The sequence below is a fragment of the Shewanella sp. SG41-3 genome (assembly GCF_014164545.1).
GTDB lineage: Bacteria > Pseudomonadota > Gammaproteobacteria > Enterobacterales > Shewanellaceae > Shewanella > Shewanella vesiculosa.
The window spans coordinates 241,875-254,848 of sequence record NZ_JACJFJ010000008.1 but is presented as its reverse complement, the minus strand read 5'-3'; the positions used below and the strand labels follow the sequence as shown (position 1 = coordinate 254,848).

Genomic DNA, 12,974 nt, shown 5'->3' with positions numbered 1-12,974 from the left:
CACAAAAGAACAAACAAAAGCCAATAAAAAAACAAACTTAAAACAAAGGCAACAAATAAATAACAATTGATCATGAAATGCATCAAAAATTAATTTTTAATATTTACAAAAAAATTTAATAATTGCCCTAAAAATCATCAGAATGACATTTCAATATTATTGATTATTTATTCAAAAACTAACTCTCCTCCTATTTTATTAGCTGAATTCCATTCAAAAAACCTAATATAAACCGACATATGCTCTGCTAATTAGCCCTAAAAAAATCAAGATTGATTATATTTAACCCAATTATGACTCATTAAAGTTGGAGAGTTTCGAACATAGCAGACTGTCAATTCACATCACACACCGAAGGTGGAATGTTACATAAATGTAGCGTTTCTGATGTGACTGGCTGCTTTATAAATCGCAGAGTAGACATAAATAGAGGAGGTATTGAGGAAACGAACAAAAAAAAGGAGCCGAAGCTCCTTTTAATCAACTTACAGCAATAATTAACGAGTGCGTGGGCACACTTCATCAGCGCTGAAGAAGTAAGCAATTTCACGAGCTGCTGATTCAAGAGCATCAGAACCGTGAACTGCGTTTTCGTCGATGCTTGCAGCGTAATCACCACGAAGCGTGCCACGAGCAGCTTCAGCTGGGTTAGTTGCACCCATGATTTCACGGTTAGCTAGAACAGCGTTTTCGCCTTCTAACACTTGAACCATAACTGGACCAGATGTCATGAAAGACACTAAAGCGCCAAAGAAAGGACGTGCGCTATGTTCAGCGTAGAAACCTTCAGCTTGTTCTTTAGATAGGTGAACCATTTTAGAAGCGATGATCTTAAGACCAGCTGATTCAAAACGGTTGTAAATAGCGCCAATGTGGTTGTTAGCAACTGCATCTGGCTTGATGATAGAGAATGTGCGTTCGATCGACATAACGAGCTTCCTTAATGTGAGCAAGTTTAAAAAATTCGCGCGGATTATACGTAATTTAAGGGTATATTCCTAGCCATATCCGCTTAAGCAGTGATATTTCATCACTTAATTGCGTCATTTATATTAACATGGCGCAATTTATGCTCCATGAGCAAACATTCATCTTACTCTGCAGCCTTAACCGTTTTGTTAATACTTTTTTCCATAAAGCTAATGATGGCGTCAGCAACGTCTTTTTGTGTCGCTTTCTCAATGCCTTCTAAACCAGGAGATGAATTGACTTCCATCACCACAGGACCATGATTTGAGCGCAGTAAATCAACGCCAGCAATATTCAACCCCATTGTTTTGGCGGCACGAAGTGCAACAGAACGTTCTTCTGGGGTTAACTTAACCAAAGTTGCACTGCCACCACGGTGCAAGTTAGATCGAAACTCACCCGGCTTTGCTTGGCGCTTCATCGCTGCTATCACTTTATCACCCAACACGAAACAGCGAATATCTGCGCCTTTGGCTTCAGCAATATATTCTTGTACCATGATGTTAGCCTTTAAGCCCATAAAGGCTTCTAGCACGCTCTCAGCCGCTTTGCGAGTCTCCGCTAATACCACGCCAATACCCTGAGTCCCTTCCAGTAGTTTAACCACCAAAGGTGCTCCGCCCACCATATCAATCAAATCAGGGATGTCGCTCGGTTTATTGGCAAAACCGGTGATCGGTAAGCCAATCCCCTGCCGCGACAACAGCTGCATTGAACGCAATTTATCCCGTGAACGTGCAATCCCAATGGAGCCATTAACCGCATACACACCCATCATTTCAAATTGGCGTAATACAGCGGAACCATAAAAGGTTACTGAAGCGCCAATCCGTGGAATAACCGCATCAAAATGGCCTAAATCTTTGCCCGCCATATGAATGCTAGGCTTGGTCATATTAATATTCATATAACACTTTAACGGGTTGATAACCTTGACCTCATGTCCCCGGGCTAATGCAGCTTCAACTAAGCGTTTAGTAGAATATAATTGCGGGCCTTGAGACAGTATTGCAATGCGCACAGAGTGCTCCAAAAGAGAAATTTTCCGGCATCATACGCTGAGTATATTTAAAATCAATGACTGCTATATCCATAGATAAAAAAAGAGCCAATCCTAATAGATTGACTCTTTTTTTGTGACCAATTACTCACAATGAATAACGATTTTGATGGGTTAATCTACCAGTAAAGGCTAGCCTTCGCTCACCATGTTCACTGTGTATTTAGGGATATCGATGATCATATCGCAATCAACCACTTTAGCTTGGCAAGATAGGCGGCTTTCAGGTTCTAAGCCCCATGCTTTATCGAGCATGTCATCTTCTAGCTCATCACTTTCTTCGAGTTGATCAAATCCTTCGCGTACAACTACATGGCAAGTAGTACAAGCACAAGACTTTTCACAGGCATGTTCAATATGAATACCGTTACGCAATGCAACGTTTAAAATCGTCTCGCCTACTTCAGCTTCAAGTACTGCGCCGTCTGGACAAAGTTCTTGATGGGGTAAAAATACTAACTGTGGCATCATTTCACCTATATGTTGTCGACCGACTGCCCTTTAAGCGCCGCTCTAATAGAATTATCCATACGTCTTGACGCAAAATCTTGAGTCTTATCGTCGAGATTTGCAATTGCTTTTTCAATAGCATCAATATCGTCTTGTTGCGCGGCGGCATCAAGTTCTGCGATCGCTACCACTAACTGTTGACGTTCTTGCTCATCCAGTAGTGCAGCATCTTTAGCCAAGGCTGCGTTAAGGGATTCTATCACCCGCGCGGCTTCAACTTTTTGCTCTGCTAGCATACGACGAGTAATGTCTTCTTTAGCATACTTCATCGAATCTTTTAGCATGGTGGCGATTTCAGTATCGGATAAACCAAATGAAGGTTTAACTTGAATCGATGTCTTAACTCCAGTGGACTTTTCCATCGCAGTAACACTGAGCAGACCATCAGCATCGACTTGGAATGTCACTCGAATATGAGCAGCTCCAGCGGCGAGCGGCGGAATACCGTGCAGTGTAAAGCGCGCCAAAGAACGACAATCGTCAACCAGCTCTCGTTCACCCTGAACCACATGAAATGCCATCGCAGTTTGACCATCTTTAAAAGTGGTAAACTCTTGTGCCCGTGCAACTGGAATAGTGGTATTACGCGTAACCACTTTTTCAACCAAGCCACCCATGGTTTCAACACCGAGCGATAATGGGATCACATCTAACAGTAATAAGTCTGAATCGGGTTTATTGCCAACGAGAATATCGGCTTGAATAGCCGCACCAATGGCAACAACGCGATCAGGGTCAATTGAAGTCAACGGTGTTTTTTTGAAGAATATTTCAACTTGTTCACGAACTAAAGGAACTCGAGTTGAACCACCGACCATGACAGTTTCAATCACCTCATCCACGCTCACACCTGCATCACGTAAAGTGCGACGACAGCTACCAATGGTTTTTTTCACCAATGCGCCAATGAGTTCATTAAATAGGTTTTTATCGACACTACAGCTGACGGTTTGGTCGCCAATGACAACAGAGGCTTCAACGCTGTCATTTTCAGTTAATGCTTCTTTGACCCGGCGAGCCTCAATCTGTAACTGACGTGCTAACTGATTATTCGGCTCAGTGATGTTCCACGTTGTTTGCAAATGGCTAACAAGTAAATGATCAAAGTCATCACCACCCAAAGCAGAATCACCGCCTGTGGCTAACACTTCAAATACACCACGATTCAAACGCAGAACAGAGATATCAAAAGTACCGCCACCTAAATCGTAAATGGCAATCACGCCTTCTTGCTTCGAATCAAGTCCATAGGCAATAGCAGCGGCAGTAGGTTCGTTAAGTAAGCGTAATACTTTAACGCCTAATAATTCTGCAGCGTCTTTAGTACCTTGACGTTGTGCATCATCAAAATACGCAGGTACGGTAATGACCACGCCTTCTAACTCGCCACCTAACGTTGTTTCCGCACGGGCAATTAAAGGTTTTAAAATTTCGGCAGACACTTGAATTGGATTAACTTGCCCAATAGGCGTAGTAAACACCGGCAAGCCATTTTCACTCGCGTGTAAAGCGTAGGGTAATCGATGAACGCCAGACTGAATATCAGTAAGGCTTCGTCCCATAAAACGCTTAACCGAAACGATAGTGTTTTGTGGATCTAATGCTGATTGTTGTTGAGCTTCGTAGCCAACGAGTACATTGGTATCACCATAATGCACCACAGAAGGCAAAGAATGACGTCCTTGCTCATCAGGCAAGGTCAATGCTTGAGCACTTCTTACCGCAGCAACAAGTGAGTTGGTGGTACCAAGATCTATTCCAACCGCAAGACGATGCTGGTGCGGTGCGGCGCTTTGGCCAGGTTCTGCAATTTGCAACAGTGCCATAGTGTTCCAACTTGTTGTGTTATCGATTAGCCAAGCTAATCATAAATAAGGTTCAGAATTTAAGGTAATTTAGTCGAGCAAGCTATCTTCAATACGAGCTAGCTCATCTTGCAATTTTGCCATAAATTTTAGCTTACGAATTTGATCAGCCGCTAATAATGCATCTGCATTATCATCACTGGCTAATAACGTCGCTAATTTAACCGATAATACCGACTCAAACTGTGCAAATGAATCATACAGTTCATCAATTGAAGACTGCGGATCACTGCTATGAGTTATATCTTCAAGCGCTTCACGCCACTCCATTTGTTGCATCAAAAATGTACCATCTTTGAGCGTAGTGGTTTCGTGGCTTAATTCAATACCACGCAGGCTCAACATATGTTCAGCACGGCGTAAGGGATTTTTTAACGTTTGATAGCCGTCGTTAACTTGTGCAGTACGCTGAACAGATAGCAGCTTTTTTTGCTCGGTATCATTCGCGAATTTATCGGGATGGACCGCCCGTTGCAGTTCGCGGTAGCGCTCTGCAAGTAAGGCGGTATCGATATCAAAGGCAGGTGCAACATTAAACAGATCGAAATAATTCATGGGCAGATATCATGCTTACTGTTTGATATAAAACGACTTAACAGGTGAATAATGGTTAAACAGTGAAACTTTCACCGCAACCACATTCACCCTTTGCGTTAGGATTATTGAACTGAAAACCTTCGTTTAGGCCTTCTTTGACAAAATCAAGTTCAATACCTTGCAAATAAATGAAGCTTTTGGCATCGATGATGATATTCACACCATCGATGTTATAAAGCTCATCATCGTCATTGAGATCATCAACGAACTCAATGACGTATGCCATACCTGAACAACCTGATGTTCTCAACCCAAGGCGCAAGCCGAGGCCTTTCCCGCGATTAGCAAGAAACGATCTTACTCGATCAGCCGCAGCGGGGGTCATTGAAATAGCCATCTTAACTCCAGGTATTACTTAGCTTGTCTGCTTTTATACTCTTCAATTGCTGCTTTAATGGCGTCTTCAGCCAAAATAGAGCAATGAATTTTAACTGGCGGTAGTGCTAGTTCTTCAGCAATGTCAGCATTTTTAATGGTCGCTGCTTCATCAACACTCTTGCCTTTAACCCATTCAGTCACTAATGAGCTTGATGCAATTGCGCTGCCGCAACCATAAGTCTTGAATTTTGCATCTTCAATAATGCCATCAGCATTAATTTTAAGTTGCAACTTCATTACGTCACCACATGCTGGTGCACCAACCATACCGGTAACAATTGATGGGTCGTTCTTATCAAATGAACCTACGTTACGTGGGTTTTCATAATGATCGATTACTTTTTCGCTATAAGCCATGATACTGCTCCAAAATCTGTGTCGTTATCAGTTTACGAATAATGGTATTACACTTATTTAACCATCTAAATTAGTGATGTGCCCATTGAACTTGATCCAAATCGATACCATCTTTGAACATCTCCCATAATGGAGACATTTCGCGTAACTTATCGATAGATTCAGTTATCGTTTTGATAGCATGGTCAATTTCTTCATCGGTAGTAAAACGGCCGATTGAGAAACGAATTGAGCTGTGTGCCATTTCATCATTTAAACCCAATGCACGTAATACGTAGCTTGGCTCTAAACTTGCTGAAGTACAGGCTGAACCAGAAGAAACCGCTAAATCTTTTAAGGCCATCATTAACGATTCACCTTCAACAAAGTTGAAGCTCACGTTAAAAATACCACTGTAGCGTTGTTCCATATCACCATTGATATAGGTTTCTTCTATGTGTTTAATACCGTTCCATAACTTATCGCGAAGGCGAGTAATACGCTCGCTATCAGCAGCCATGTCTTGTTTGGCAATCACAGCAGCTTCACCTAAACCAACGATTTGATGAGTTGCTAATGTGCCACTGCGCATTCCGCGCTCGTGTCCACCACCGTGCATTTGCGATTCAAGACGAATACGTGGCTTACGGCGAACATATAATGCGCCGATACCTTTTGGTCCATACATTTTATGGCCAGAAATCGAAATCAAATCAACTTTAGTGGTTTGCACATCAATCGGTAATTTACCCGCACTTTGGGCAGCATCCATATGGAAGAAAATCCCCTTTGCGCGGCATAACTCACCAATGGCATCGATATCGTGAATCACACCAATTTCGTTGTTCACGTGCATAATGCTGACTAAAATAGTGTCATCGCGCATCGCCGCTTCTAAGCGTTCCATTGGGATGATGCCATTATCATCAGGAACCATATAAGTGACTTCGTAACCTTCACGCTCTAACTGACGGCACGTGTCTAACGTAGCTTTATGTTCAGTTTTGCTGGTAATGATGTGCTTGCCCTTTTTGTGATAAAAATGGGCAATACCTTTAATCGCAAGGTTACTTGATTCTGTCGCACCTGAGGTAAATACAATCTCACGGTGATCAGCGTTGATTAAATCAGCAACTTGATTACGGGCGATATCAACCGCCTCTTCAGCTTGCCAACCATAACGGTGTGAACGCGATGCTGGATTACCAAATACGCCGTCCATCGTCATGTGTTGCATCATTTTTTCAGCAACACGCTTGTCTACAGGCGTTGTTGCGGCATAATCTAAATAGATAGGAAGCTTCATAATACACTCCGTACTCAGCAGTCTCAGATGAGGCTACATACAACGTACAAATAATAATGATATATCAATCAACATAGTTGAGTTATAGACTCACTCTATGTTCCTTTTGTATCTCATCTTGCTTTAACGAAATAAATCTTACATCTCGCTTTTGCATCAAACCTGCAAGAGAAATACCATCTAAAAAATCTGAAATTTGTTTACTTAAGTCACCCCATAAAGAATGGGTTAGGCAACGAGTACCACTTTGGCAGTTACCTTTTCCTTGACAACGGGTGGCGTCTACAGATTCGTCAACAGCATGCACGACCATGCCAACTGAGATATCTACGGCTTCTAAACCTAAACGGTAACCACCACCGGGTCCGCGGACACTCGACACTAAACCATGTTTACGTAACTTAGCGAAGAGTTGTTCAAGATAAGACAAAGAAATTCCTTGTCTTTCAGAAATATCAGCTAAAGGCACAGGACCAGTAGCAGAGTGAATCGCAACATCCAGCATAGCTGTCACTGCATAGCGACCTTTTGATGTAAGTTTCATAACTTGTACTGCTCCCAAAAAGTATGCAGTAATTTCAACATACCCGAGTAATTTAGTCAAGTATTAATCCTACTAAATCACTCAAGTATTATGATGTTGTTTGACTATAAACGATCCCAATTTCGCCGCGGGTATTTAACCTTTTTATCTTGTAAGATTCAATGCCGACAAGGCAATTAATCGCATTATTAACTGATTATTTGACTTGAATCGACAATGACTTATTGAATTTTAAATACTCGGGTCGAACTTATCAATGTCTTGTTTACGAATGGTCGCGGCTTCTCGCGATGCCTCATCAAATGCATCCACATTTAACTCTGGCAACTTTTTAGTACAAACTTCACCACCCATTTGCTGAATGGCATTACACAGTTCTTGTACTTTCGAGTCCATTAAATGCATGTGATCAAGCATTTGTCCTATGGCATTAGCCACAGGATCAGGATTATCTGGTGACACAGCGTACGCATCAAAGCCATACTTTTTAGCCATCTCAGTGCGACGTTCAGTTTTTTCTTTTGACTGGTTGGTCGGCGAAGACACCACACGCCCAGGAATGCCCACCACAGTGTGATCGCTGGCGACATCCTTAACCACCACAGAATTAGAGCCAACACGTGCACCATCGTGCATTGTGATAGGTCCAAGTACTTTGGCCCCAGCCCCAATCACCACATTATTGCCTAAAGTGGGATGACGTTTACCTGGCTGCCAGGTTGTTCCGCCCAAAGTAACACTATGATACAGCGTGCAATCATCACCAATTTCGGCAGTTTCACCTATTACAACGCCCATACCGTGGTCAATAAAGAAACGTCGGCCAATCGTCGCACCGGGATGAATTTCAACACCGGTGAGCCAGCGAGAAAATGTCGATAAACAACGGGCTGTAAAACGCCAGTTCGCTAGCCACAGTTTATGACTAATACGGTGGATCCAAATAGCATGCATACCCGGGTAATTAAATATTATCTCTATGGTACTGTTTGCAGCAGGATCACGATGATAAATCGATTCGATGTCTTCTTTTAACCTAGCGATGATGGCCATGGTGTGTTCCTTTACTGCTTAATCTTGTTTATCCATTTTCTTATCAATGGAAGTCAAAATGCCACGAAGAATATTCATCTCAGGTGCTTCAATACGGGCACGAGTGTATAAACGACGCAATTTAGTCATGACTTGTCCAGGATGATTTTTAATCACAAAACCAGTTTTAGACAAGGTCGACTCTAAATGAACAAAAAAGCGTTCAAGTTCAGATGTTAATGGGTATTCTTCTGTGACAACTGGCGTTGCTGTTTGCGCTAAATGCGCGACGCGAGTTTCATAACAAATAATTTGTACTGCTTGAGCCAAGTTTAGCGAGCTGTATTCTGGGTTTGCCGGAATCGCCACATGATAAGTACATTGCTGTAATTCTTCATTACTCAGCCCATGATTTTCACGACCAAAGACAATAGCAACCGGACCATTTAGGCTTTCTTGAGTTAACTTTAAACCCGCTTCTCGAGGGTCAAGCATGGGCCAATCAAGGGTACGACTGCGAGCACTCGTTGCTATCACTAAACTACAATCGGCAATGGCCTCTTCTAATGAATCAACACGAGTTAGATTTTTTAGAATATCAGATGCACCTGCAGCAAGTGCTATCGATTGCCCATCAGGCTCAGCTCTTGGCTCGGCGAGATATAAATTTGATAAGCCCATGGTTTTCATCGCTCTAGCTGTAGAGCCAATATTACCAGGGTGTGAGGTACCAACTAAAACAACACGAATATTACTGAGCATGTAGCACTTTCTTTTAGCAAAAAATATTGCCCGTATATTAACACAATCGTTAAAAATTACGTTATATGAAAATCTGCATTTGATATAACGGCTAAATTAAGTATAATGCGGGCGCTATTTTACTCGTTCTTTAACATCCAGGGGATTGCAATGCATCCGATGCTGACTATTGCCACACGCGCTGCACGCGCTGCTGGCCAAACTATTATGCGCGCCTATACTGAACTTGACCGTGTTGAGGTAAGCAGTAAAGGTATTAATGATTTTGTGACTAGTGTAGACAAGGAAGCAGAAGCAACTATTACTTATCAAATTCGTAAATCTTATCCAGACCACACCATTATTGGTGAAGAAAACGGTGAAAACCGTGGTACTGATAAAGACTACATTTGGATAGTTGATCCTTTGGATGGCACTAACAACTTCGTTCGTGGTATTCCTCATTTTGCGGTGTCTATCGCTCTTCAGTACAAAGGCAAAATTGAAGTTGCCGTTGTTTACGATCCTGTTCGTGAAGAATTATTTTCAGCTGTTCGCGGCAAAGGCGCTAAGGTTAACGACTTCCGCATGCGCGTAACTAACGTCAATGATTTAAGCAACACTATGATTGGCACAGGTTTTCCATTTAAAGCTCGTCAACACACAGAAAGCTACATGGCCATTTTAGGCGAAGTATTTTCATTGTGTGCCGATGTTCGTCGTGGCGGTTCAGCGGCATTAGATTTAGCTTACGTTGCAGCAGGCCGTTTAGATGGTTTCTTCGAAATAGGTTTAAAACCATGGGATATCGCAGCAGGCGACTTAATTTGTCGTGAAGCCGGCGGTACAGTGACCGACTTTACGGGTGCACATAACTATATGACTTCAGGTAACATTGTGGCAGGTAGCCCAAAAGTAACCACTCAGATAGTCAAAATTATGCGTCCTCTACTGAATGAAGGTTTAAAGCGTTAATCGCTAACTAACCTTTATTGATAAAAAAACCGCTCAAGCCTCGCTTGAGCGGTTTTTTTATGTTTATAAAATGACATGACTGTTAGCCACAATGGTACATAATCCGCTGTTAAAAGCTCATTTTTCGATGACTTAGATATTCCCGCCATCAATAGCAAACCCATAATCAGTGCACTAAACCAAACGATTACTCAATAGGCCGGTATACAGCAAAGAAGCTTTGCAGGTAAGCTAATCGCCATCACTAACAATGCGCGTTTAACCTATGTAATAACAATGCAAACGATGCCGTGTTGTTCATTCAATTAAACAGCGATTAAACAAGTCACAGCTTATCTCACAAAATCGATCGAGATCACTGGGAAAATACCCTGAAGTCGTCAATAATAGTATTTTGATTTTATTGATGAAGATGAGTATGCCGTTACTGCGAAAAGTAGGATTAAAAACCTTAAAAAATATCGAACATCTAGTGTTATTAATTATCGCTCTGGCGACAGTATTTGCTATTGGCGAAGAAATTCTTCACATGATCGTCATTCAGACTGTCGAATTAGCCGATTTACTCTTACTATTTATCTATCTTGAAGTATTGGCTATGGTCGTTAATTATATTGAATCAGGTAAGTTACCTATTCGTATGCCGCTCTATATCGCGATTGTGGCATTGGCGCGATACTTAATTTTAGACATGAAAGCAATGGAAGATTGGCGTATTTTAGCCATTTCACTGTCGACTATTTTACTGGCAGGCACAGTAATTGTGATCCGTTGGGGTCAATTAAAAATGCCTTACCCTAAAAACCAAGACTACGATACTTAATCAACTTGGTGGTTCAGGTAGCCAATGCCAAGTCTTTTTATCGGCATTGGTTGCTAAATTTAGTTTTGCTTAACAAAGTCGTTATGCTAAAAATGAATACAATTAACTGAGTTAATGCTAAAGATAAAACCCTAAACGAACATCTTAGAAAAGAATGCTATAACTTTACCAATTAATTGAAATAAGTCGTGTAAATAAAATCAACATCAAATTGCAGAAAAACATACATAAAGACTCATCATTTCAAGGAGAAACAGAATGGGGCAAGAGCCAACCGGATTCGAAGAAAAACGCAGTTCTTTACGTGTAGATATGGAAGCAGAGCGGATCCGCCTAGATTGGATCAATTCACAAGGTGAATCATGCACAGATCATGCTATTTGTATTGATCTGGCCCGGAAAGGGGTGTTAATCGACTTTAAGGCTGCTTTTAAAGTTGGGGATTTGATCGCCTTAACATTTAATGAAAAGACTGATAAACAAAATACCATTAAAGGCCAAGTTTGCCGTAGTTCCGAATGTTCAGTAAATAGTTACCATATTGCTTTACAGCTAATTTAGTTGATTATTTTTATGCAGCTCTCAATGGCTACTCTATAATCAAGCTACATACCTAGCGAAACTTTCGGTGCAACAAGGCGCCTATCATCAAGGATCACAACATGATATTGCTCGTTGGCGGTGAAAAAGGTGGCAGTGGTAAAAGCTGTTTAGCACAGAACATTGCTGTATATATTAGCCAAAAGCACGATGCGAATGTGCTCATGGTTGACTGCGATCCGCAACGTACCACGTCAGACTGGATCCAAGCTCGTAATAATGACCCCAGCCTAAAAGCGATTAATTGCATCCAGCTTTATGGCAAAATTCGTAATGACTTACTGAGTTTAAATGAACGATTTGACTACGTGATTGTCGATTGTGGTGGCCAAGATAACCTTGCAATGCGCGCCGCGATGTCGGTAGCCACCTATGTTGTTATCCCACTTCGTCCCAAACGTCGCGATCTTAAAACCTTACCTCACATGGAAGACATGCTCAGTACTTGTAAAATGGTTAATCCCAAGATGATTGCTGCCATTGTGATAACACAGTGCCCTGCTCTGCCATCTCAAGGTAAGCGTATTTTAGAAGCGAAAGAAGTGGTTGAGTCTTTTGGTTTACGCGCCCTTAATTCGGTCACATTTAGCCGTAATATCTATGATGATAGTGAAGAAAGCGGCTCTTCTGTGTTGGAAATCGAACCTAGCGGTAAAGCGGCTGATGAAATTCGTGCTATTGCTGATGAGCTTTTTGCCATACCACCAGAAAATAGTTATGAGTTTAACTGATCTTAAGCGCAAGAAACCCAAAGATACCCGAGTCAAGGTATCTGTAGATGACTTTATTGAGGATGCTAATAAATATGCATTAGGTCTTGACGCGTCCCATGGCCAAAGCAATATCGCCTCAAACACGCAAGAGTTCTTAAGAGGGCTAGATAAAAAAAGCACTAAAATTTATCGCCATGCCACATTTACATTAACTGAAAAAAGTATTTCGCAATTAGACGAAATAGCGAAAGTCAGTAAAGTGGCTAAATCAAAAATACTCAGAATACTCATTGATGAGTTTTATCAACAAAGCAGCACTGAGCAAACAAATTTACTCGCCAGAAAGTAATCATTAACATAAGAGTATTCACTTAACCTCAACGGGTTAATTATTAGGTTCACGGCTCTATTGTCAGATTAGGCAGGTGATATTTGGCGACATAAGTCAGGATATAATATTGAACACTTATGTTCATCACCCTAATGGTAAATCAATATTAATATGTCAGTAATCAATAACTAATT

16 protein-coding genes are annotated in these 12,974 nt (G+C 41.5%); 5 read left to right on the top strand and 11 right to left on the bottom strand.

Annotated features, from left to right (window positions below; all coding sequences use genetic code 11):
• Positions 1-497: 497 nt before the first annotated feature.
• From ndk to trmJ, 11 genes are all read right to left on the bottom strand, one after another.
• Positions 498-929: a nucleoside-diphosphate kinase gene (gene ndk, locus H5164_RS16410; RefSeq protein ID WP_124016072.1), complete on the bottom strand. Its 432-nt coding sequence runs from the start codon at positions 927-929 to the stop codon at positions 498-500.
• A gap of 164 nt (positions 930-1,093) precedes the next feature.
• Positions 1,094-1,990, bottom strand: a complete 897-nt coding sequence (rimK, locus tag H5164_RS16405) for a 30S ribosomal protein S6--L-glutamate ligase (RefSeq protein ID WP_124016073.1) — start codon at positions 1,988-1,990, stop codon at positions 1,094-1,096.
• A 171-nt stretch (positions 1,991-2,161) separates the two neighbouring features.
• Entirely contained in the window at positions 2,162-2,497 is a 336-nt protein-coding gene (gene fdx / locus H5164_RS16400; RefSeq protein ID WP_124016074.1) for an ISC system 2Fe-2S type ferredoxin, read from the bottom strand.
• 8 nt (positions 2,498-2,505) lie between these two features.
• Positions 2,506-4,365 carry a Fe-S protein assembly chaperone HscA gene (gene hscA / locus H5164_RS16395; RefSeq protein WP_182699010.1) on the bottom strand — a complete coding sequence of 620 codons (1,860 nt, stop codon included), beginning with the start codon at positions 4,363-4,365 and terminating at the stop codon, positions 2,506-2,508.
• Between the two features lie 69 nt (positions 4,366-4,434).
• A complete protein-coding gene (gene hscB, locus H5164_RS16390) occupies positions 4,435-4,959 on the bottom strand; it encodes a co-chaperone HscB (protein WP_124016076.1) in 525 nt (174 codons plus the stop codon).
• Positions 4,960-5,014: 55 nt separating this feature from the next.
• The gene (gene iscA / locus H5164_RS16385; protein ID WP_124016077.1) at positions 5,015-5,338 is read right to left on the bottom strand and encodes an iron-sulfur cluster assembly protein IscA; all 324 of its coding nucleotides are present in this window, start codon (positions 5,336-5,338) and stop codon (positions 5,015-5,017) included.
• A gap of 14 nt (positions 5,339-5,352) precedes the next feature.
• Positions 5,353-5,736, bottom strand: coding sequence for a Fe-S cluster assembly scaffold IscU (iscU, locus tag H5164_RS16380; RefSeq protein WP_124016078.1), 384 nt, complete (start codon positions 5,734-5,736; stop codon positions 5,353-5,355).
• 70 nt (positions 5,737-5,806) lie between these two features.
• Positions 5,807-7,021 carry an IscS subfamily cysteine desulfurase gene (locus H5164_RS16375; RefSeq protein WP_124016079.1) on the bottom strand — a complete coding sequence of 405 codons (1,215 nt, stop codon included), beginning with the start codon at positions 7,019-7,021 and terminating at the stop codon, positions 5,807-5,809.
• Between the two features lie 82 nt (positions 7,022-7,103).
• The gene (gene iscR, locus H5164_RS16370) at positions 7,104-7,565 is read right to left on the bottom strand and encodes a Fe-S cluster assembly transcriptional regulator IscR (protein WP_011637879.1); all 462 of its coding nucleotides are present in this window, start codon (positions 7,563-7,565) and stop codon (positions 7,104-7,106) included.
• 231 nt (positions 7,566-7,796) lie between these two features.
• Positions 7,797-8,618: a serine O-acetyltransferase gene (gene cysE, locus H5164_RS16365; RefSeq protein WP_124016080.1), complete on the bottom strand. Its 822-nt coding sequence runs from the start codon at positions 8,616-8,618 to the stop codon at positions 7,797-7,799.
• Between the two features lie 18 nt (positions 8,619-8,636).
• Complete coding sequence (trmJ, locus tag H5164_RS16360) at positions 8,637-9,359, bottom strand: tRNA (cytosine(32)/uridine(32)-2'-O)-methyltransferase TrmJ (protein WP_182699009.1); 723 nt, start codon at positions 9,357-9,359, stop codon at positions 8,637-8,639.
• Positions 9,360-9,509: 150 nt separating this feature from the next.
• On the opposite strand from trmJ, the gene suhB reads away from it, so the two are divergent.
• From suhB to H5164_RS16335, 5 genes are all read left to right on the top strand, one after another.
• Positions 9,510-10,313, top strand: a complete 804-nt coding sequence (gene suhB / locus H5164_RS16355; protein WP_124016082.1) for an inositol-1-monophosphatase — start codon at positions 9,510-9,512, stop codon at positions 10,311-10,313.
• A 418-nt stretch (positions 10,314-10,731) separates the two neighbouring features.
• Entirely contained in the window at positions 10,732-11,136 is a 405-nt protein-coding gene (locus H5164_RS16350; protein ID WP_182757103.1) for a phosphate-starvation-inducible protein PsiE, read from the top strand.
• A gap of 258 nt (positions 11,137-11,394) precedes the next feature.
• Complete coding sequence (locus H5164_RS16345) at positions 11,395-11,697, top strand: PilZ domain-containing protein (protein ID WP_124016084.1); 303 nt, start codon at positions 11,395-11,397, stop codon at positions 11,695-11,697.
• A gap of 101 nt (positions 11,698-11,798) precedes the next feature.
• A complete protein-coding gene (locus tag H5164_RS16340) occupies positions 11,799-12,467 on the top strand; it encodes an AAA family ATPase (protein WP_124016085.1) in 669 nt (222 codons plus the stop codon).
• Positions 12,454-12,798, top strand: coding sequence for a replication protein RepA (locus H5164_RS16335; protein WP_124016086.1), 345 nt, complete (start codon positions 12,454-12,456; stop codon positions 12,796-12,798). Before H5164_RS16340 ends, H5164_RS16335 begins: the two co-directional genes overlap by 14 nt.
• The last annotated feature ends 176 nt before the right edge of the window (positions 12,799-12,974 follow it).